This is a genomic window from Mycobacterium sp. NGS24, from assembly GCF_059813065.1.
Genome location: NZ_JCALDW010000002.1, coordinates 458,246 through 478,248 on the forward strand (window position 1 = coordinate 458,246; position 20,003 = coordinate 478,248).

General features: G+C 68.9%; 19 protein-coding genes. 6 read left to right on the forward strand and 13 right to left on the reverse strand.

Annotated features, from left to right (window positions below; all coding sequences use genetic code 11):
* Positions 1-8: 8 nt before the first annotated feature.
* The 6 genes from rapZ to AC5Y6Y_RS04965 form a co-directional block, all read right to left on the reverse strand.
* Positions 9-893 (reverse strand): RNase adapter RapZ, encoded by an 885-nt coding sequence (gene rapZ, locus AC5Y6Y_RS04940; protein ID WP_473139572.1) that lies wholly within the window; start codon positions 891-893, stop codon positions 9-11.
* Complete coding sequence (gene uvrC / locus AC5Y6Y_RS04945; RefSeq protein ID WP_473139571.1) at positions 890-2,845, reverse strand: excinuclease ABC subunit UvrC; 1,956 nt, start codon at positions 2,843-2,845, stop codon at positions 890-892. Before uvrC ends, rapZ begins: the two co-directional genes overlap by 4 nt.
* A gap of 65 nt (positions 2,846-2,910) precedes the next feature.
* Complete coding sequence (locus tag AC5Y6Y_RS04950; RefSeq protein ID WP_473139570.1) at positions 2,911-3,381, reverse strand: PH domain-containing protein; 471 nt, start codon at positions 3,379-3,381, stop codon at positions 2,911-2,913.
* Positions 3,378-3,860, reverse strand: a complete 483-nt coding sequence (ribH, locus tag AC5Y6Y_RS04955) for a 6,7-dimethyl-8-ribityllumazine synthase (protein ID WP_463825040.1) — start codon at positions 3,858-3,860, stop codon at positions 3,378-3,380. Before ribH ends, AC5Y6Y_RS04950 begins: the two co-directional genes overlap by 4 nt.
* Positions 3,861-3,870: 10 nt before the next feature.
* Positions 3,871-5,148 (reverse strand): bifunctional 3,4-dihydroxy-2-butanone-4-phosphate synthase/GTP cyclohydrolase II, encoded by a 1,278-nt coding sequence (locus tag AC5Y6Y_RS04960; protein ID WP_463825039.1) that lies wholly within the window; start codon positions 5,146-5,148, stop codon positions 3,871-3,873.
* Between the two features lie 112 nt (positions 5,149-5,260).
* Positions 5,261-5,869 carry a riboflavin synthase gene (locus AC5Y6Y_RS04965; RefSeq protein ID WP_463825038.1) on the reverse strand — a complete coding sequence of 203 codons (609 nt, stop codon included), beginning with the start codon at positions 5,867-5,869 and terminating at the stop codon, positions 5,261-5,263.
* Between the two features lie 76 nt (positions 5,870-5,945).
* Between AC5Y6Y_RS04965 and AC5Y6Y_RS04970 the strand changes: the two genes are divergently transcribed.
* Complete coding sequence (locus AC5Y6Y_RS04970; protein WP_463825037.1) at positions 5,946-6,662, forward strand: LppX_LprAFG lipoprotein; 717 nt, start codon at positions 5,946-5,948, stop codon at positions 6,660-6,662.
* Positions 6,663-6,672: 10 nt separating this feature from the next.
* Positions 6,673-8,298, forward strand: a complete 1,626-nt coding sequence (locus AC5Y6Y_RS04975) for an MFS transporter (RefSeq protein ID WP_473139667.1) — start codon at positions 6,673-6,675, stop codon at positions 8,296-8,298.
* Here the strand turns inward: AC5Y6Y_RS04975 and ribD are convergent.
* The 7 genes from ribD to AC5Y6Y_RS05010 form a co-directional block, all read right to left on the reverse strand.
* The gene (gene ribD, locus AC5Y6Y_RS04980; protein ID WP_473139569.1) at positions 8,279-9,310 is read right to left on the reverse strand and encodes a bifunctional diaminohydroxyphosphoribosylaminopyrimidine deaminase/5-amino-6-(5-phosphoribosylamino)uracil reductase RibD; all 1,032 of its coding nucleotides are present in this window, start codon (positions 9,308-9,310) and stop codon (positions 8,279-8,281) included. The two genes, AC5Y6Y_RS04975 and ribD, sit on opposite strands and share 20 nt — an antisense overlap.
* Positions 9,307-9,999 carry a ribulose-phosphate 3-epimerase gene (rpe, locus tag AC5Y6Y_RS04985; RefSeq protein WP_473139568.1) on the reverse strand — a complete coding sequence of 231 codons (693 nt, stop codon included), beginning with the start codon at positions 9,997-9,999 and terminating at the stop codon, positions 9,307-9,309. Before rpe ends, ribD begins: the two co-directional genes overlap by 4 nt.
* 10 nt (positions 10,000-10,009) lie before the next feature.
* Positions 10,010-11,449, reverse strand: a complete 1,440-nt coding sequence (locus AC5Y6Y_RS04990) for an RsmB/NOP family class I SAM-dependent RNA methyltransferase (RefSeq protein WP_473139567.1) — start codon at positions 11,447-11,449, stop codon at positions 10,010-10,012.
* Positions 11,446-12,378 carry a methionyl-tRNA formyltransferase gene (gene fmt / locus AC5Y6Y_RS04995; RefSeq protein ID WP_463825034.1) on the reverse strand — a complete coding sequence of 311 codons (933 nt, stop codon included), beginning with the start codon at positions 12,376-12,378 and terminating at the stop codon, positions 11,446-11,448. The genes AC5Y6Y_RS04990 and fmt overlap by 4 nt, the downstream gene beginning before the upstream one ends.
* Positions 12,379-12,444: 66 nt before the next feature.
* Positions 12,445-12,927, reverse strand: coding sequence for a MarR family winged helix-turn-helix transcriptional regulator (locus AC5Y6Y_RS05000; protein WP_463825033.1), 483 nt, complete (start codon positions 12,925-12,927; stop codon positions 12,445-12,447).
* Between the two features lie 122 nt (positions 12,928-13,049).
* Positions 13,050-14,993: a primosomal protein N' gene (locus tag AC5Y6Y_RS05005; RefSeq protein ID WP_473139666.1), complete on the reverse strand. Its 1,944-nt coding sequence runs from the start codon at positions 14,991-14,993 to the stop codon at positions 13,050-13,052.
* A gap of 84 nt (positions 14,994-15,077) precedes the next feature.
* Positions 15,078-15,821 carry a lysoplasmalogenase gene (locus AC5Y6Y_RS05010; protein ID WP_463825032.1) on the reverse strand — a complete coding sequence of 248 codons (744 nt, stop codon included), beginning with the start codon at positions 15,819-15,821 and terminating at the stop codon, positions 15,078-15,080.
* Between AC5Y6Y_RS05010 and lipI the strand changes: the two genes are divergently transcribed.
* From lipI to AC5Y6Y_RS05030, 4 genes are all read left to right on the forward strand, one after another.
* Complete coding sequence (gene lipI, locus AC5Y6Y_RS05015) at positions 15,820-16,788, forward strand: esterase LipI (RefSeq protein ID WP_463825031.1); 969 nt, start codon at positions 15,820-15,822, stop codon at positions 16,786-16,788. The genes AC5Y6Y_RS05010 and lipI overlap by 2 nt on opposite strands.
* A 25-nt stretch (positions 16,789-16,813) precedes the next feature.
* Positions 16,814-17,776 carry an alpha/beta hydrolase gene (locus AC5Y6Y_RS05020; protein WP_473139566.1) on the forward strand — a complete coding sequence of 321 codons (963 nt, stop codon included), beginning with the start codon at positions 16,814-16,816 and terminating at the stop codon, positions 17,774-17,776.
* Positions 17,777-17,836: 60 nt separating this feature from the next.
* Positions 17,837-19,321: a flavin-containing monooxygenase gene (locus AC5Y6Y_RS05025; protein WP_473139565.1), complete on the forward strand. Its 1,485-nt coding sequence runs from the start codon at positions 17,837-17,839 to the stop codon at positions 19,319-19,321.
* Between the two features lie 74 nt (positions 19,322-19,395).
* Complete coding sequence (locus AC5Y6Y_RS05030) at positions 19,396-19,962, forward strand: pyridoxamine 5'-phosphate oxidase family protein (protein ID WP_473139564.1); 567 nt, start codon at positions 19,396-19,398, stop codon at positions 19,960-19,962.
* Positions 19,963-20,003 lie beyond the last annotated feature (41 nt).

Below are 20,003 nucleotides of genomic sequence, written 5' to 3' on the forward strand. Positions count from 1 at the left end.
CGAGGAATTCATTCGCGGCCCAGATCCCGGTGCAACGCCCGCACCGTGAGCAGCGGATCCGACCCCAGCAGTTCCATCAACGTCTCTGCGATCGCGACGCTGCGGTGCTTACCGCCGGTGCAGCCGACCGCGACGGTCATGTAGCGCTTGCCTTCCCGCCGGTACCCGTCGACCACCAGGGCCAGCAACCGGTGGTAGGTCTGCAGAAAATCCACCGCGCCGGGCTGACTCAGGACGTAGTCGCGCACCGCGCTGTGCTGGCCGGTGAGCGGACGCAGCTCGTCGACCCAGTGCGGGTTCGGCAGGAAACGAACGTCCATCACCATGTCGGCGTCCATCGGCAGGCCGTATTTGAAGCCGAACGATTCCACGGTGACGCTGGTGGTTGCGGCGGCGGTGCTGCCGAACGCGCGCTCGATGGTCTCCCGCAGCCCGCGCACCGACAACGTCGAGGTGTCGATGATCAGGTCCGCCGTGGCCCGAACCGAAGCCAGCATCCGGCGTTCGGCGGCAATACCTTCGGCCAGGGTCTGCTCGCCCTGCAGCGGGTGGCTGCGGCGATTGTTCTCATAGCGGCGCACCAGCATGTCGTCGGAAGCCTCCATGAACACCACACGCGGGGTGATGTCGCGGGTGGCCAACTCGTTGCGCACCTCGTCCAGGTCACCGGTGAAGCCGCGGGACCGCACGTCCATCACCACCGCGAGCTGGGTGATCCGCGAGCCGGCGGCCAACCCGAAATCCACCATGCGGGTGATCAGCTGCGGCGGCAGGTTGTCGGCCACATACCAGCCGAGATCCTCGAGCACCTTGGCGGCGGTGCCCCGTCCCGCGCCCGAGAGCCCGGTCACCAGCACGACGTCGATGCCGGCGGGGACCTCGTTGCCGGTCATTCGGTGACTCCCGTCGACTCGGGCCGCAGCGCGTCCAGCACGGCGGTGGCCGTGGCTACTCCGATGCCGGGGACGGCCGTGATCTGCTCGACGGTGGCCTCCTTGAGGCGGGCTATCGATCCGAAGTGGGTGACCAGCGCCTTGCGTCGGTGCTCACCCAGTCCGGGCACGGAATCCAGCGCCGACGCCGTCATCCGTTTGGATCTTTTGCTGCGATGGTAGGCGATGGCGAACCGGTGCGCTTCGTCGCGCACCCGCTGCAGCAGATACAGTCCCTCGCTGTTGCGCGGCATGATGATCGGGTCCGGTTCGGCCGGCACCCAGATCTCTTCCAGCCGTTTGGCCAGACCGATCACCGCGACGTCGGTGATGCCGAGCTCCTCGAGCACGGCACTGGCCGCGTTGACCTGGGGCGCGCCGCCGTCCACGACGTAGAGGTTGGGCGGGTAGGCGAATCGGCGCGATTTACCTTCCGGGGAAAGCAGATTCGGATCGCTCTGGTCGCTGAGATGACGCAGGAACCGGCGCCGGGTCACCTCGGCGATGGAGGCGACGTCATCCGACCGCCCCTCGCCCGCGGCCTCGCGAATCCCGAAGTGCCGGTAGTCCGATTTGCGCGGCAGACCGTCCTCGAAGACCACCAGCGAGCCGACGACGTCGGTGCCCTGCACGTGGCTGATGTCGACGCACTCGATGCGCAGCGGGGCGTCCGCCAACCCGAGTGACTCCTGAATGTTCTGCAGCGCAGCGGATCTGGCGTTGAAGTCGCCGGCGCGTTTCAGCTTGTGTTGCTGTAGAGCATCTTTGGCGTTGCGTTCCACGGTGTCGGCGAGCGCGCGTTTGTCACCACGCCGGGGCACCCGCAGTGCGACCTTCGCACCACGCAGACCGGACAGCCAGGCGACCAGCTCGTCGTGGTTGGCCGGCAGGCAGGGCACCAGCACTTCGCGGGGCACCGGGTTGACGGATTCGTCGGCCGCTTGGCTGGTTTCCAGACCCAGTTCGGCCTGATCGCCGTAGAACTGCGTGACGAACTGCTCGACCAGCTGCTCGGCGCCGGAATCCCCGGCTTCCGCGGATTTCTCCACGACCCAGCCGCGCTGGCCGCGGACCCGCCCGCCGCGCACGTGGAAGACCTGCACCGCGGCCTCGAGGTCGTCGTCGGCGAATGCCATCACGTCGGCGTCGGTGCCGTCGCCGAGTACCACGGCCTGCTTCTCCATCGCACGCTTGAGCGCACCGAGGTCGTCGCGCAGCCGCGCGGCCCGTTCGAAATCCAGCTGTTCGGACGCGGCGTGCATCTGCTGCTCCAGCTCGCGCGCGTAGCGGTCGGTCTTGCCGGACAGGAAGTCGCAGAAATCGAGCACGATCTGACGGTGCTGCTGGGCACTCACCCGGCCGACGCAGGGCGCCGAACATTTGTCGATGTAGCCGAGCAGGCAGGGCCGGTCGATCTGGCTGTGTCGCTTGAAGACTCCGCCCGAGCAGGTCCGCGCCGGGAAGACCCGGGTGAGCAGGTCCAGCGTCTCGCGGATGGCCCAGGCATGCGAATACGGTCCGAAATAGCGCACCCCCTTGCGCCGGGGCCCCCGGTACACCATCAACCGCGGGAACTCTTCGTTGAGGGTGACGGCCAGCACCGGGTAGGACTTGTCGTCGCGGTAGCGGACGTTGAAGCGCGGATCGAACTCCTTGATCCAGTTGTATTCCAGCTGCAGCGCCTCGACCTCGGTGTTCACCACCGTCCACTCGACCTTGGCGGCGGTGGTCACCATCTGCCGGGTGCGCGGGTGCAGGGCGGAGATGTCCTGGAAATACGACGTCAGCCGGCTGCGCAGGCTCTTGGCCTTGCCGACGTAGATGACGCGCCCGTGCGGATCCCGGAATCGGTACACCCCCGGCTCGACCGGGATAGACCCGGGAGCCGGACGGTAGGTGGCGGGATCTGGCACCAAACCAGGTTAGTGGTCGGGCGGGTTTCGGTGGACACGGCGGCCACGCCACCTCGGTCGCGCCATCAGCGCGCGTGCAGGTCCGGCCGATAGCGGGCCATGAGCGATCGCACCGAATCCATCGCCGCGACCGCGCGTTCCCTGTCCACGGCCTGGATCGCCATCACCGGGATGTATTCGTCGTCGGGCAGGTCGACGTGAGCCCAGCGGCCACCGACCGGAAACGACACGTCGACCACATCGGACCACGGAATCAACTTGTCACCCAACATATTTCGTACCGACAACCCGGCCGCGCCGACGCGCAGCCGGGGCCGTGCGAACAACAGCACGGCACCCGCCAGGACCGCGCCCAACAGTGCCATCGCGATCTGGTCGGCAGTCTGGAAGACCACTCCGCTGGACCCGATCTTGAGCAGCAGTCCACCGGCGATATGCGCCGCCAGCAGGATGAACGCCGCCCCGTAGGCAAACAACGGTGTCAGGCGTGGGCGGCAGACCAGGTCCCAGTCATCCGCGGCGGATTTCGTCGTCACGATCGGGCGCGCAGGTCGCGCAGGGTCAGTGCGGTGCTCAGCGCTGCCGCCGCGGCCTGGCCGCCCTTGTCTTCGGCCGACGACGGCAGCCCGGCCCGGTCGAGGGCCTGCGCCTCGTTGTTGGTGGTCAACACCCCGTTGGCCACCGGCGTGGCCGCGTCCAGCGAGACCCGGGTCAGTCCCTGGGTCACCGCGTCGCAGACGTAGTCGAAATGCGGTGTCTCACCGCGGATCACCACACCGAGCGCGACGACGGCATCGTGGCTGCGGGCCAGTTCCTGTGCCACGACCGGGATCTCGATGGCACCCAGCACCCGTACCACCGTCGGATCGTCGATACCGGACGCGGTGGCGACTTTGCGCGCCCCGGCCAGCAGCGCGTCGCAGATCGTCCCGTGCCAGGTGCTGGCGACAATGCCCAACCGCACGCCTGAAGCGTCGAGCGCCGGGATGTCCGGCACGCCAGCGCCACCGCTCACCGCGTACCCCTCACAAGGCACCGCCGAATTCGCCTGGCAGATGAATGGATTCGTGGAAATCGTCCAGGCCCGCCAGGTCGTGGCCCATCTTGTCGCGTTTGGTCATCAGGTAGCGGATGTTCTCGGCGTTCGCCCGCACCGGCAGCGGCACCCGTTCGATGATGTGCAACCCGTATCCGTCCAGGCCGACCCGCTTGGCCGGGTTGTTGGTCAGCAGCCGCATCGAGCGGACCCCGAGATCGACCAGGATCTGCGCGCCGATCCCGTAATCGCGTGCGTCGGCGGGCAATCCGAGCTTGAGGTTGGCATCCACCGTGTCGTCGCCGGCGTCCTGCAGTTGATAGGCCTGCAGCTTGTGCATCAGGCCGATGCCGCGGCCCTCGTGGCCGCGCATGTACAACACCACGCCGCGGCCCTCCCGGGCGACCATCGCCATGGCGGCATCCAGTTGCGGCCCGCAGTCACACCGGCGCGAGCCGAACACGTCCCCGGTGAGGCACTCCGAGTGCACCCGCACCAGCACGTCGTCGCCGTCGCCGTTGGGTCCGGCGATGTCACCGCGGACCAACGCGACATGCTCGACGTCCTCGTAGATGCTGCTGTAGCCGATGGCGCGGAACTGCCCGTGCCGGGTCGGGATCCGGGCCTCGGCGATGCGCTCGATGTGCTTCTCGTGCTTGCGGCGCCACTCGATCAGGTCGGCGATGGTGATCAGCGCCAGACCGTGCTCGTCGGCGAAGACCCGCAGCTCGTCGGTCTGGGCCATCGCGCCCTCGTCTTTTTGACTGACGATCTCGCAGATGGTGCCGGCCGGCTGCAGGCCCGCCATCCGGGCCAGATCGACCGCGGCTTCGGTGTGACCGGGACGCCGCAGCACACCACCATCCTTGGCGCGCAACGGAACCACGTGACCGGGACGGGTGAAATCCTGCGAGATGCTCGCCGGATCTGCCAGCAGCCGCATCGTGGTGGCCCGGTCCGACGCTGAGATCCCGGTTCCCACACCGAGTCTCGCATCGACAGTCACGGTGTAGGCGGTGCCGTGCTTGTCCTGGTTCACCGCGTACATCGGCAGCAGACCCAGCCGGTCGCAGATCTCCCCGGCCAGCGGCACGCACAGGTATCCCGAGGTGTAGCGGACCATGAACGCCACCAGCTCCGGGGTGGCCTTCTCGGCCGCGAAAATCAGGTCGCCCTCGTTTTCGCGTTCCTCGTCGTCGATGACAACGACGGCCTTGCCCGCCGCTATGTCGGCAACCGCCCTCTCGACGGAGTCCAACCTCGTCATCGTTGCTACCTTGCTGTTCGAACGGCCAGCACGAAAACCGCCGTGTTGCATTCAGTATGAACCACCGCCGGCCCCGGGTTATTGCCGCTGCGTGTTGAGTGGGAGGCCCACATCAGTCGCGCTGGGCTTGCAGCAGGCGCTCGACGTACTTCGCGATCACGTCCACCTCCAGATTCACCTGGGTGCCGACCGGGGCGGAACCCAACGTGGTCAGCTCCCGGGTGGTCGGAATCAGGGAGACCTCGAACCAGTCCCGGGGCTGGGCGCCCAGGGCGGAAACGGTGAGCGAAATCCCGTCCACGGTGATCGACCCCTTCTCCACGACGTAGCGGGCCACGGCCGCGGGCATCTCGACGCGCACCACTTCCCAGTGCTCAGCGGGCGTGCGGGCGACGATCGCACCGGTCCCGTCCACGTGACCCTGCACGATGTGTCCGCCCAGCCGGCTGTTGATCGCCGCCGCGCGTTCCAGGTTCACCGGGCTCCCCGGTTGCAGCCGGCCCAGATTCGAGCGGTTCAGCGTCTCGGCCATCACGTCGGCGCTGAACTGGCCGTCGGGCAGCACGTCGACCACTGTCAGACACACGCCGTTGACGGCGATCGAATCGCCGTGACCGGCGTCGGCGGTCACGGTGGGCCCGCGAATGATCAGCCGCGCGGCATCGACCAGCGCGTCCCGGCCGACCACCTGCCCCAGCTCCTCGACAATTCCGGTGAACATCGCACCAGGTTAGTGACTGTTTGCGGCGGTCTGCACCCGCCCGGCTACCAGGGGTCTGACATGGGCACCCTCTACGATGCAACGTATGCAGACCCCCCGACGACTCTTAGCCGTCTTCGCCATCCTGAGCGTCGCTGTCACGCTCAGCGGCGGGTGCACGATCAGCAAGAAAGCCAAAGGTGGTCCACTTCCCGACGCAAAGACCTTGGTCAGCCAGTCCGCCGCGGTCACCAAAGGCGTCAAGAGCGCGCATCTGAACTTGACGGTGAACGGCAAGATTGCGGGCCTGCCGCTGAAGAACCTCACCGGCGATCTGACCACCACCCCGACCACCGCCGGCAAGGGCAACGCCCGAATCATTGCGTTCGGCAACGAGGTTCAGGCCGACTTCGTGATCTTGGAGGGCGAGCTGTACACCACCGCCCTGTCCCCCGGGCAATGGACCGACGTGGGCAAGATCGAGGAACTGTTGCACTACGACCCGTCGGCAATTCTCAGCCCGGAAACGGGCGTCGCCAACATTCTGGCGAATCTCAACGATCCGAAAGCCGAGGGCCGCGACATGATCAACGGGCAGACTGCCGTGCGCATCAGCGGAAAGGTCAACGGCGACGTGGTGAACAAGCTCGCGCCGCTGAACGCCACAGACCAGGTTCCGACCACCGTCTGGATCCAGGAGACCGGTGAGCACCAGTTGGCGCAGGTGATGATCGACAAGGGGTCGGGCAACTCGATCCAGATGACGCTGTCGAACTGGAACCAGCCCGTCGTCGTCACGAAGCCGGAGAGCTGATCCGATGAGAATGCGAGCAGGACGCCGGATAGCGATCAGCGCAGGCAGCCTCGCGGTGCTGCTGGGCGCCCTCGACACCTATGTCGTGGTCACCATCATGCGCGACATCATGACCAGCGTCGGCATTCCGGTCAACGAGCTGCAGCGCATCACCTGGATCGTCACGATGTATCTGTTGGGCTACATCGCCGCGATGCCGCTGCTGGGCCGGGCATCGGACCGCTTCGGACGTAAGTTCGTGCTGCAGTCCAGCCTGGCCATGTTCATCGTCGGCTCGGTGATCACCGCGATGTCGGTGAAGCTGGGCAACTGGAATCCGGAGTTCGGCGACTACATGGTGGACCCCGATCCCGACCGGGCGTTCCACTACCTGATCGCCGGGCGCACCATTCAGGGCATTGCCAGCGGTGCCCTGTTGCCGGTGACGCTGGCGCTGGGCGCCGACCTGTGGGCCCAGCGCAACCGGGCCGGCGTGCTCGGCGGTATCGGCGCCGCCCAGGAACTCGGCAGCGTGCTGGGTCCGCTGTACGGCATCTTCATCGTGTGGCTGTTCCACGACTGGCGCGACGTGTTCTGGGTCAATGTGCCGCTGACCCTGGCCGCGATGGTGATGATCCACTTCAGCCTGCCGTCCCACGACCGCAGCGCACAGCCGGAGAAGATCGACGTCACCGGCGGTTTACTGTTGGCGCTCGCGCTGGGCCTGGCGGTCATCGGCCTCTACAACCCCAAACCGGACGGCAGACAGGTGCTGCCGAGCTACGGTCTGCCGCTGGTGATCGGCGCGGTGGTGGTTGGCGTGCTGTTCTTCGTCTGGGAACGTTTCGCTCGTACCCGGCTCATCGACCCGGCCGGCGTGCGTTTCCGGCCGTTCCTGTCCGCATTGGGTGCCTCGGTGTGCGCCGGCGCGGCGCTGATGGTGACCCTGGTGAACGTGGAGTTGTTCGGGCAGGGCGTGCTCGGGATGAACCAGAATCAGGCGGCGGGCCTGCTGCTGTGGTTCCTGATCGCACTGCCGGTGGGCGCGCTGCTCGGCGGCTGGATCGCCACCCGCACCGGCGACCGCATCGTCGTCTTCGTCGGATTGCTGATCGCCGGGTGCGGATACTGGCTCATTTCGTATTGGCGTGCCGACCTGATGTCCCGCAAGCACGACGTCCTCGGGATATTGCTGCCCGCCGTGCACACCGACCTGCTGATCGCCGGATTGGGTCTGGGCCTGGTGATCGGACCGCTGTCCTCGGCGGCGCTGCGGGTGGTTCCTGCCGCTCAGCACGGCATCGCGTCGGCGTCGGTGGTGGTGGCCAGGATGACGGGCATGCTGATCGGGGTGGCCGCGCTGAGTGCATGGGGGCTCTACCGGTTCAACCACATTCTGGCCGGGTTGGAACGTACGGCCGGGTCCTACCTGCACGCGTTCGCTTTGATGTACGGGGACATTTTCAAAGTCACCGTGGCGATCTGTGTGGTCGGCGCGCTACTGGGGCTGTTGATCGGCGCCCGCGACGAGCATGCCGAGGAACAGCCGGTCTTCGAACACGCAGCACCGGCACCGCCCTCGGCACCTACGGCCGGAGCACCGCGGCACGCAGCCGAAGCCCAGCCGGCGCCGACGGCTACCGAGCCACCAGGCTGAGCAGTAGGTCCGGTCCGACCTGTTCGACGCTGTCGAACTGCCAACGCAGCGCCTGGGCCATGCTGGACACCCCGACGTCGTCGACCGCGCTCACCGGACCGCCGAGCAGGATTGGCGCCACATAGGCCAGGATCCGGTTGATCGCCCCGGCGCGCAGGAAGGCCCCCGCCAGCGTCGGGCCGCCTTCGAGCAGCACGTCGGTGCGATCGCTGAGCGCGCGGAGCACCTCGACCGGCTCGCGGGTCCGGATCACCATCGTGCGCGAATCGTCGTTGAGCACCTTGGCTTCCGGCGGTATCTCGCGCCTGCCCACCACCACCCGCAGCGGCTGCTGCGGGGCCAGCGAGCCGTCCGGCAGCCGGGCGGTCAGGGCGGGATCGTCGGCGATGACAGTGCCGGTGCCGACCACGATCGCATCCGCGATCGCCCGACGACGGTGCAGGTCCGCGCGCGCGGCCTCACTGGAGATCCACTGGCTGGACCCGTCGGCGGCGGCGCTGCGGCCGTCGATGCTGGTGGCGTACTTCCACGTCACGTGCGGCAGCCCGGTGCGCTGCTTGAACAGCCATTCCCGCAGCGGGCCGGCCACGACCGCGTCGGCCATCACCCCTGATCGCACCTGCAGTCCGGCCGCCGTCAACCGGCCCGCGCCGCCGCCCGCGATGCCGTTGGGGTCGTCGACGGCGTAGATCACCGTTCCCACCCGCGCCTCGATCAGGGCGTTCACGCACGGGGGTGTCTTGCCGTAGTGGTTGCACGGTTCCATGGTGATGACCGCGATGCCGCCGGCGGCCAACCCGCCGGCCCGGCGCAGGGCCATGACCTCGGCGTGATCGCCCCCGGCCGGTTGGGTGGCACCGGCGCCGACGACGCGACCTTCCTGGTCGACGATGACCGCCCCGACCGGCGGGTTGGGGTAGGTGGTCCCCTTCACCTGGTAGGAGTGGTCGATGGCCAGTTTCATGGCCTCTTCGATGCTCTTGACCTGCTCGGGGACGGTCGGTCCGGTCATGAGCCGCTGCCCAGGTGCGGCGACTTCGCGGCGGCCTGCCGCCGCAGCGCCTTGACCGCGGCGGCCGGGTCGTCTGCGCCGTACACCGAGGACCCCGCGACGAAGCAGTCGACGCCGGCTTCGGCGGCCTGCTCGATGGTGTCCTCATTGATGCCGCCGTCGATCTCGACCAGGATGCTCAGTTCGCCGGCGTCCACCAGCTTGCGCACCGCGCGTACCTTGCTGAGCACCTCGGGTATGAAGCTCTGACCACCGAAACCGGGTTCGACGGACATGATCAGCAGGGTGTCGAAGTGCGGCAGTATGTCCAGGTAGGGATCCAGCGCGGTCTTCGGCTTGACGCTGATGCCGGCCTTGGCTCCGGCGGCCCGGATGTCGCGGGCGACCGCGATCGGATTGTCGGTGGCCTCGGCGTGGAACGTGACGTTGTAGGCACCGGCCTCGGCATAGGGCGGCGCCCACTTGTCCGGGTTGTCGATCATCAGATGGCAGTCCATCGGGATGTCGGTCGCGGCCAGCAGGCTCTCGACCACCGGCAGGCCGATCGTGAGATTCGGCACGAAGTGGTTGTCCATCACGTCGACGTGCAACCAGTCGGCGCCGTCGACGGCCGCCGCTTCCTTGGCGAGTCGGGCGAAATCAGCGGCCAGAATTGACGGGGCTATCAGCGGTCCCCCCCGAGAAGACATGTGCGACACCTTACTGGCGGCGCAGGGCCGCGGCGAACATCGCATCGGTGCCGTGTCGGTGTGGCCACAGCTGTACGTAGTGACCGGAGGGACCGGTCGCGATCCCGTCGGCCACCGGGTCGAACAACGGCGGCGTGTCCAGCGCGGTCACCGGGTGGCGGCGCAGCGCGTCGGCGACCACCCCGACCGTCTCGGCCAGGTGCGGTGAGCAGGTGGCGTACAGCACCACCCCGCCCGGCCGGGTCAGGGAGATCGCGGCGGCAAGCAGCTCGCGTTGCAGCTTGGCCAGCGCGGGAACGTCGGACGGCTGCCGCCGCCAGCGGGCCTCCGGCCGGCGGCGCAACGCACCCAGCCCGGTGCACGGCACGTCGACCAGTACCCGGTCGAAACCCGGTTCGAGGCCGGAGTCGCGCCCGTCGACCCGCAGCACCTCGACCGGCAATCCGCGGGTGTTCACCTCCACCAGCTCGGCGCGGTGCCCGGTCGGCTCGACCGCCGTCACCGCCGCTCCCGACTGGGCACCCAACGCCGCCAGCAGCGCGGTCTTGCCACCCGGCCCGGCGCACAGATCCAGCCACCGGCCGCCCTCACGGTCGTCCAGGGGTGCCAGCGTCAGCGCGCGCGCCACCAGCTGGCTGCCTTCGTCCTGGACCAGCGCCTGCCCGTCGCGCACCGGCGCCAACCCGCCCGGATCGCCGCCGGTCAGATACACCGCGTAGGGCGAGAATCGGCCGACCGTGCCCCCGACCGCGTCGGCGAGGTCGGCGGCCGTGAGCACTCCGGGACGAGCCGCCAGATGAACCTGGGGGCGTTCGTCGTCGCTGGCGAGCGCTGCGTCCAGCTCGCCCGCAGCGGCACCCAGAGCGTCGGTAAACGCTTGGGCGATCCACCGCGGATGGGCGTGCACGAACGCGGCACGGCCTACCGGATCATTGCGCGGCGCCAGTTCGTCCAGCCAGGACTGCTCGTCGCGCGCGGCGATGGTGCGCAGCACCCCGTTGACGAAACCTGCTCGCGCCGAATCGAATTCGAGCCCGGCCTGCTCGACGGTGGTCGACACCGCGGCATGCGCATCCACCCGGGTGCGCAGGAGTTGGTAGCTGCCCATGCGCAACAGGTCGAGCAGCACCGGGTCGATCGTGTCCGGCGGGCGGCCGGCGGCCGCGGCGATCACGGCGTCGAGCAGCCCACGGGTCCGGCAGGTGCCGTAGGTCAGTTCGGTCGCGAATGCGGCGTCGCGGCCGGTGATTCCGCGTTCGCGCAGCAGGGCGGGCAAGACCAGGTTGGCGTAGGCGTCGCGCTCGCTGACCGTCCGCAGGGCGTCGAAGGCGGCCTGGCGGGCCGGGTCCAGGTTCTTGCGCCGCGGGCCCCGCTGCTGCGACGGCCGTTGCGGCCGTTGCGGTTTGCGGTCCGGACGTTTCCGGTAGGGCTTGTCCTGCGCGGGACTCATGAGGCCCTGGTCGTCTCGTCCAGCCGCGCACCGCGGGCCCAGTCCGCAGCGTTCATCGGCTTCTTGCCGGGCGGCTGAATCTGGCCCAACCGCACCGCCGCCGAAGCGGTACCTATCCACACCGCGTTGCGTGTGACGTGAATCTCGCCGGGCGACAGCGACTTCGGCGCGTCCTGCGCCAGTTGCACCGGACCGATTTTCACACGCAGGTCACCGAGCAGCGTCCAGGCGCCCGGATTGGGTGTCACCGCGCGGATGCGTCGTTCGACCACGGGCGCCGGCAGGTCCCAGCGCACCCGGGCCTGCTCCACGGTGATCTTGGGGGCCAGGCTGACCCCGTCGGCGGGCTGCGGTTGCGGTGTCAGCGACTGGTCGGCGATCCCGTCCAGGGTGGCGGCGAGCAGTGCCGCACCCGAAACCGCAAGGCGCTCAAGCAGTTCACCGGCGGTATCGGTCGGCCGGATGGTCTCGGTGACGGTCCCGTAGACGGGTCCGGAGTCCAGGCTCTTTTCGATCTGGAATGTGGTGGCCCCGGTGATGGTGTCGCCGGCGGCGATCGCCGCCTGCACCGGCGCCGCGCCGCGCCAGGCCGGCAACAGCGAGAAATGCAGGTTCACCCAACCCGACGGGGGCACGGCCAGCAGCCCGTCGCCGAGCAGCGCTCCGTAAGCCACCACCGCGCAGCATTGCGGCGCCAATTCCGTCAGTTCGGCGACGAACTCCGCCGAGTTCGGCCGCGCCGGCCGCAACACCGGGATGCCGCGCTCGAGTGCCTCGCGGGCGACCGGTGACGGCTCGGGCCGGCCCCGGCGCCCTGAGGCTGCGTCCGGCCTGGTCAGCACGGCGACCACGTCGTGATTCGGCGAGTCGAGCAGCCGGCGCAGCGCGGGCAGCGCGGGTTCGGGGGTTCCAGCGAAGACGAGGCGCACGCGCTCAGTCTAGGAAGTCCGTCCCTGCCGGTGGACGACGCCGCGTGAGAGCAAGCCGCTTGGCACTCAGATGTCTTCGATGTCGATGTGGGCGTCGGGCTCACCGCCGGCGGCGGTGAAGGCGGTCAGGGCACGCACCAGCCCGTGCCGTTCGGCCGGGGGCATCTGTCCGACGATCCGCGCGATTTCCTTGCGGCGGTAGGCGGTGACCTGCCGGACGACGTCGCGGCCCCGCTTGGTCAGCGCCGCCAGCAGTTCGCGGCGCGAAGTGGGGTGCGGCAGCCGGTCGATCATCCCGGAGCTGACCAACCGGTCCACCATCCGTCCGGTCGCCGAGGGTTGCACGCCCAGCAGATTCGCCAGCGTGGCGAGGTTGATGGGGCCACGGTGGGAAAGGATCACCAGGGTGCGGAACTGCGCGATGGTGATGGTCTCGTCGACCTGGGCGATCGACCGCGCCGAGATCGCCACCAGCAGTCGGGAGGCGGTCAGCAGCGAGTCGGTGATGACGTCCAGCGAATCATCGACCGTCGCGTTGTCCCCTGCCACGCTGCACCCTTCGCCTAGGTCGGCTAGCAGCGAAAAGCGTAACAGCTGCACAGTCGTAGCCATCGATTATTTCTCACCACAATAGTAGTTTGCGGGTATGGTCGACGGCCGGGCGCGGCGCGTCACCCGATGTGCAGCGGATCGATCTGCACCCGGACCGGCTCGTGGGTCTGGCGGGCGCTGAGGACGCCGACAGCGCCGCGCAACGCGGCCGCCAGCGCCAGGCCGTGCTCCCGCGGCACCCGCACCAGCATCCTGGTGACCGGCGCACCGGATGCGATGGCCGCCGGGCGACGGGCACCGGCCGGCAGATCCACCGGGCCGAGCAACTCGGCGTAGTCGGGTAACCGCGCCTCGGCGAGCAACGCACTCACCGCATCGGCGCTGCCGTCCAGCGCGGCGATGTGCACACTCGGCGGCAGACCGACCTCGGCGCGGGCCGCGAGCTCGGCGTCGGCGTGACCGACCGGGTCCCACCGGATCAGCGATTGCACTGTCGGAAGCGAGGATTCGGCGACCACGATGACCACCCCGCCCTCGCCGCGGGCCCTGACAAGAGCGGCGGCAGACATCCACCGCCACAGCGCGTGCTCGGCCGCGCGCAGATCCTGCCGGCCCAGCAGCGCCCAGGTGTCCAGCAACAATGCCGCCCCGTACCCGCCGGTCGCCGATGGTTCCGCACCCGGCGTGGCCACCACCAGCGCAGGCCGGGCGGCCACCGCCGACACGATGGCCTCGCCCGCCGACGTGACCACTGCGGTGCCCGGGAAGGCGCGGCCGAGCTCCTCGGCGGTACGCCGGGCGCCGACCACCACCGCCCGCACCGCATCCGAACCGCAGCGCGCACACCGCGGCGCCGCGTCGACCCGCCCGCACCACCGGCATGCGGTCCCCGCACCGCGCTCGACCAGGGCCAACGGACCGGTGCAGTGCCGGCAGCGGGCGATCGCGCGACAACGCCCACAGGCCAGCGACGGAACATACCCGCGCCGCGGCACCTGGACCAGCACCGGAGCCTCAGCTGCCAGCGCGGTGCGGGCAGCGCGCAGGGCGATGGACGGTAACCGTGCGGTGCGCGCCGCCGGGTCGCGTTCGTCGACGTAGCCGCTGTCATCGAGGGCGATCACCCGGGGAGTCCGGCTGCGCACCACCGGTCGGGCGGCGACGATGTCGTGCGCCCAGCCGCTGCGCACCAGCGCCTGGGCCTCCGCGGTACGGGCGTAGTCGCCGATCAGGGCGGCACAACGGGCCTGGTGCGCCCGCAGCATCGCCACCTCCCGGGCATGCGGATAGGGCGCTCGGGGCTCGGCCAGGCTGTCGTCGGAGTCGGCCCACACCATGACCAGACCGAGGTCGGCCAGCGGCGCGAACACCGCGGACCGGGTGCCGATCACCACCCGCGCGCCCCCGCGCAAGGCGGCCAGCCACCGGCGGTAACGCGCGGCGGGGCCCAGTCCCGCCGACAGGGCCGCCACGCTGTCCTCGTTGACAACGCCGAGCACGGCCCGGTGCAGCAGGTCGAGATCGCGCTGGTCAGGCACGACCGCAAGGACCGAGCGACCGGCCGCCAGCGTCTGCGCGGCCGCTTCGGCGAACCGGTCGGCCCACGACTGACCCGGCAGCGCCTGCCACACCGCGCGGGCAGCCCGCGACTCGGCCAGTGCGGCCAGAAACTGTGCACCGCGGTGGAAGGTTGCCCAGCCCGCCGGGTCGACGGGCGCGACCACCGGCCGCTGCGGGACCACGATCGCTTCCTTCTCCACCCGGGCGTGCCGGGCGGGTATCGCCAGGCGCAGCACGTCGGCCCGAGTACCGGCGTACCGGGCGGCGACGGCTTCGACCAGCCGTCGGACTTCGGTGGTGAGCACCGGTTCCGGCGATACGACGCGGTCGAGCCAGCCCAGCTTGCCGGGGTGGTCGGTGTCGTGGCGGCGTTCCAGGATGAACCCGTCGACGAGCCGGCCGTGAAAGCGCACCCGGACCCGCGCCCCGGGTTGCGCATCGTCGGACTGCTCGGGTGCGACCAGATAGTCGAAGTCCCGATCCAGGTGCGGCACCGTCAGCATGGGCAGCACCCGCGCCACCGGCTCTACCTCGGCAGCACCTGAACCGCGAGATATGTTGTCAGCCAAGGTATTTGTTGCCGGCGCTCAGCTCTCCGCGGGCGTGGCGGTGTCCGCGGTGCGGTACAGGTCGTCGCGGCCGAAGAAGAAGCCGGCCGTGATCAGTATCTCGGCGGCGGCATAGGACCACCAGACGGGTACCGCCAGCGCCTCGTTGCCCAGGATGAACCGGCCGATCGCGATCATCGAGTCCGACGCCGCGAAACACACCGCCCCGACGGCGGTCCAGATGGTGGGCAGGCGTGCCAGCAACGCCGTGCACACCATCGCCGAGAGCACGGTGATGTAGACGGTCACCGGGATGGTCAGATTCTGCGTGCCGTCGTTCAGGTGCGGCCAGAACCAGATCAGCATCGCCACCGATGCGACGACCATCACCGCGGCCGCCGCGACCCGACCGCGCGTGGGGGCGACGTGCGGCAGCAGCGCTCCGAGAAAACATATGTGCGCCAACAAGAATGAGCCCAACCCGAACACGAACGAGTGTTTCCACCAGGGAATCGACAGCAGCCAGTCACCGCCGGCCGAGAACACCAGGGCGGGCACCAGCCAGCGCCGCTCGCGGACCACCGGGTGCGCCAGCGCGGCCAGGGCCAGCAGCACCGCCATCGACGCCTTGAACGGCGGCTGGAAAGTCCAGTGCCCGGTCAGCTCGCTGCCGGGCGGCAGGCGCACCGCGATCACCGTCAGGTAGATGCCGTAGGCGATGCCCGCCCACCCCGCGGCCACCCAACCGCCGACCACCAGACGGGCTGCGTACGGTACCCCCATGCCCAACTTGGACAACCTCGGCGTAGGGGCCCCCGACGCGAACCCCGGTGTGGACTCCATCCTGCTGAAGGTACTGGATGCTGTTCCCTTTCGGCTATCAACCGAAGACGGAATCGACGCCGTGCGACAGCGGTTGCGGGATCTGCCGCGCCGCCCGCTGCATCCCGAACTGCGCGTGGAAGATCGTTCGCTGGACGGGCCCGGCGGCCCTATCGGTGTCCGGATCTATTGGCCGGCAACCGATTCGGGGAGCTACCCGGTGGTGTTGTTCTTCCACGGCGGTGGGTTCGTGATGGGCGATCTGGACACCCATGACGGCACAGCGCGCCAGCATGCCGTCGGCGCCGATGCGATCGTGGTGTCGGTCGACTACCGCCTGGCCCCCGAGCACCCCTACCCGGCGGCCGTCGAGGACGCGTGGGCCGCAACGCGATGGGTCGCCGATCACGGCACGGACCTGGGCGCCGACCCCGGCCGTATTGCGCTGGCCGGCGACTCCGCGGGCGGCACGATCGCGGCGGTGATCGCGCAGCGGGCCCGCGACGAGGGCGGACCGCCGATCGCATTCCAGATGTTGTGGTATCCGTCCACGATGTGGGACGCGTCGCTGCCGTCGTTCACCGAGAACGCCGACGCGCTGATCCTCGACGCGAAGGCGATTTCGGACTTCTCCCGGTGGTATGCCGGCGACGCCGACATGGCCGATCCGCCGTCGGGCATGGCCCCGGGCCGGGCCGCGGACCTGTCTGGCCTGCCGGCCGCTTACATTGCGGTCGCCGGCCACGACCCGCTGCGCGACGACGGCATCCGGTACGGCGAACTGCTGTCCGCCGCCGGGGTCCCGGTCGAGGTGCACAACGCCGAGACGATGGTGCACGGATACCTGGGGTACGCGGGCGTGGTGCCCGCCGCCACCGCCGCGATGGACCGCGGGTTAACAGCGTTGCGCGCCGCGCTGCACGGATAATGGCGAACGTGCGTACGGTGAAGCCATGACGGAGCCGACCAGCACCCCACCGGGCATCGATCCGACCCTGAAGATGCTGCTCGATGTCATTCCGATGACCTTCAACGCGGCCGACGGGGTCGAGGTCGCCCGGGCGGCCTTGGCGGCGTTGAAGTTTCCCGCGGAGATGCTCCCGCAGCTGCGCATCGAGGAACGCACGGTCGGCTACGGCGAGCACACCGACATCCCGGTCCGCATCTACTGGCCGCCGACCGCCGCGCAGGACAACCTGCCGGTGGTGGTCTTCTACCACGGTGGCGGGTGGGCGCTGGGCGACCTGGACACCCACGACCACGTCGCGCGCGCCCACGCCGTCGGCGCGGACGCGATCGTGGTGTCCGTCGACTACCGGTTGGCCCCCGAGCATCCGTTCCCGGCCGCGGTCGACGACTCCTGGGCGGCGCTGCGATGGGTCGCCGACAACGCCGCCGAGCTCGGCGGTGACCCCGGTCGGATAGCCGTCGCCGGCGACTCCGCGGGCGGGAACATCTCAGCTGTCATGACCCAACTCGCCCGCGACAACGGCGGCCCGGCGCTGGTCTACCAGCTGCTGTGGTACCCGTCGTGCATCGGTGACCGGACGCTGCCGTCGTTCATCGAGTACGCGGTGGACCCGATCCTGGACGAGGAAGTCATCGACGCCTTCCTGGCGTGGTACGTGCCGCACCTCGACGTCACCGACCACACCACGCTGCCGGCCAGCCTTGCCCCCGGCAACGGGGAGCTGTCCGGGCTGCCGCCGGCTTTCATCGGCACCGCCCAGCACGACCCGTTGCGCGACGACGGTGCCCGCTACGCGCAGCTGCTCAGCGCCGCCGGGGTCGCCGTGGAGGTCAGCAACGAGCCGACCCTGGTGCACGGCTACGTCAGCTTCGCGCCGGTAGTGCCCGCCGCGGCCGAGGCCACCAACCGCGGGCTGGCGGCGTTGAAAAAGGCGCTGTACTCGTGAACGTAGGCTCAGACATATAGCCATGAGCCGGCACCGGCATTGTCATCGGAGGAATTCGCCATGGGTGGGGCACCCGACTATCACACCGTCATCGTCGGCGCCGGGTTCTCCGGCATCGGCGCGGCCATCAAGCTCGACGAGGCGGGCCTGTCCGACTACCTGGTGATCGAGGCCGCCGACGGGGTCGGCGGCACCTGGTATTGGAACACCTATCCCGGCATCGCCGTGGACATTCCGTCGTTCTCCTACCAGTTCTCGTTCGAGCAGAGCCCGGACTGGTCGCGGACCTACGCCCCCGGCGGCGAGCTGAAAGCCTATGCCGATCACTGCGTGGACAAGTACGGCATCCGGTCCCGGATCCGGTTCAACACCAAGGTGATCTCCGCGGAGTTCGACGACGAGCGGGCGTTGTGGCGGCTGCAGACAGATCCGGGTGACGAGATCACCGCCCGATTCCTGATCAGCGCCAGCGGCGTGCTCACGGTGCCGAATCTGCCCGACATCGCCGGCGTGGAATCGTTTGACGGCATCACCATGCACACCGCGCGCTGGGACCACAGCCAGGACCTGACCGGCAAGCGGGTGGCGATCATCGGGACCGGAGCCTCCGCCGTCCAGGTCATCCCGGAGATCGCGCCGGTTGTCAGCCGGCTCACCGTTTTTCAGCGCACCCCGATCTGGTGCTTTCCCAAATTCGACGTGCCGTTGCCGGCCGCGGCGCGCTGGGCGATGCGGATTCCCGGCGGCAACGTCATTCAGCGGCTACTGAGTCAGGCTTTCGTCGAGGTGACGTTCCCGCTCTCGGCGCAGTACTTCACGGTGTTCCCGTTCGCCAAGAGCATGGCCACGGCGGGCCGCGGCTACCTGCGACAGCAGGTCAAAGACCCGGTGGTGCGCGAGAAACTCACCCCGCACTATGCCGTGGGATGCAAGCGTCCCGGTTTCCACAACACCTACCTGGCCACGTACAACCGCGACAACGTCCGGTTGGTCACCGAGCCGATCGACAGGGTCACCCCCGCAGCGGTAGTCACCACCGACGGCGAGGAGCACGAGATCGACGTGCTGATCCTGGCCACCGGCTTCAAGGTCATGGACACCGACAACGTCCCCACCTATGCCGTCACCGGCAGCGGCGGGCGGTCGTTGGCCCGGTTCTGGGACGAACACCGGCTGCAGGCCTATGAAGGCGTCAGCGTTCCCGGATTCCCCAACATGTTCACCATCTTCGGGCCGTACGGCTACGTCGGTTCCTCGTACTTCGCGCTGATCGAGACCCAGACCCACCACATCGTGCGGTGCCTGAAACGGGCCGACCGCGACGGCTCGCACCGCGTCGAGGTGACCGCGGCCGCCAACGACCGGTATTTCGCCGAGATGATGAGCAAGCGGCACCGGCAGATCTTCTGGCAGGACAGCTGCCGGCTGGCCAACAGCTACTACTTCGACAAGAACGGCGACGTGCCGTTGCGGCCCACCACCACGGTCGAAGCCTATTGGCGCAGCAGGCGTTTCGACCTCGACGACTACCGGTTCAGCGCCTGAGTCACCGGCGGTCGCTCGGCCGGCGCGGTGCTGGTCAGGAAGGGATTGCACCCTAGGCACTAGGCTCAGTCGATATGGCGAAGGTGTTTTCGCGTATCGACGACTCGTTGCGGGAGTTCATCGCTGAGCAGGCGATGTTCTTCGTGGCGACCGCACCGTCGCAGGGCGGCCACATCAACCTGTCGCCGAAAGGCTACGCCGACACCTTCGCGGTACTCGATGACCACACAGTGGCGTACCTGGACCTGTTCGGCAGCGGGGTGGAGACCATTGCGCACCTGCGCGACAACGGGCGCATCACGGTCATGTTCTGCTCGTTCAGCCGCAACTCCCGCATCCTGCGGTTGTTCGGCACCGGCCGGATGCTGCGCCCCGACGATGACGAATTCGACCGTGTCAGAAGACATTTCGGGGATCTACACCCCGGGGTGCGGGCGGCCATCGTGATCGACGTGGAGCGGATCGCCGATGCCTGCGGGTTCGCGGTGCCGTATTACGAACTGGTCGACGACCGCCAGGTGCTCGACACGTATCACGCCAAGCAGCCCGCGGAGGCCTATACCCGTTCGATCGGACGCAATCAACACAGCATCGACGGCCTGGCCGGGTTGGACCCCGACCACCCGCTGCCGCCCACCTGACGGCGAGCAGACGCAAAAGCCCCTAATTTCGGCACGAAATA

Coding starts and splice junctions, on each gene's coding strand:
- rapZ (WP_473139572.1), bottom strand. CDS start 893: ATGACCGGCAACGAGGTCCCCGCCGGCATCGACGTCGTGCTGGTGACC.
- AC5Y6Y_RS04960 (WP_463825039.1), bottom strand. CDS start 5,148: ATGACGAGGTTGGACTCCGTCGAGAGGGCGGTTGCCGACATAGCGGCG.
- AC5Y6Y_RS04965 (WP_463825038.1), bottom strand. CDS start 5,869: ATGTTCACCGGAATTGTCGAGGAGCTGGGGCAGGTGGTCGGCCGGGAC.
- AC5Y6Y_RS04970 (WP_463825037.1), top strand. CDS start 5,946: ATGCAACGTATGCAGACCCCCCGACGACTCTTAGCCGTCTTCGCCATC.
- AC5Y6Y_RS04975 (WP_473139667.1), top strand. CDS start 6,673: ATGCGAGCAGGACGCCGGATAGCGATCAGCGCAGGCAGCCTCGCGGTG.
- ribD (WP_473139569.1), bottom strand. CDS start 9,310: ATGACCGGACCGACCGTCCCCGAGCAGGTCAAGAGCATCGAAGAGGCC.
- rpe (WP_473139568.1), bottom strand. CDS start 9,999: ATGTCTTCTCGGGGGGGACCGCTGATAGCCCCGTCAATTCTGGCCGCT.
- AC5Y6Y_RS04990 (WP_473139567.1), bottom strand. CDS start 11,449: ATGAGTCCCGCGCAGGACAAGCCCTACCGGAAACGTCCGGACCGCAAA.
- AC5Y6Y_RS05005 (WP_473139666.1), bottom strand. CDS start 14,993: ATGCTGACGGTGCCGCACCTGGATCGGGACTTCGACTATCTGGTCGCA.
- lipI (WP_463825031.1), top strand. CDS start 15,820: ATGCCCAACTTGGACAACCTCGGCGTAGGGGCCCCCGACGCGAACCCC.
- AC5Y6Y_RS05010 (WP_463825032.1), bottom strand. CDS start 15,821: ATGGGGGTACCGTACGCAGCCCGTCTGGTGGTCGGCGGTTGGGTGGCC.
- AC5Y6Y_RS05020 (WP_473139566.1), top strand. CDS start 16,814: ATGACGGAGCCGACCAGCACCCCACCGGGCATCGATCCGACCCTGAAG.
- AC5Y6Y_RS05025 (WP_473139565.1), top strand. CDS start 17,837: ATGGGTGGGGCACCCGACTATCACACCGTCATCGTCGGCGCCGGGTTC.
- AC5Y6Y_RS05030 (WP_473139564.1), top strand. CDS start 19,396: ATGGCGAAGGTGTTTTCGCGTATCGACGACTCGTTGCGGGAGTTCATC.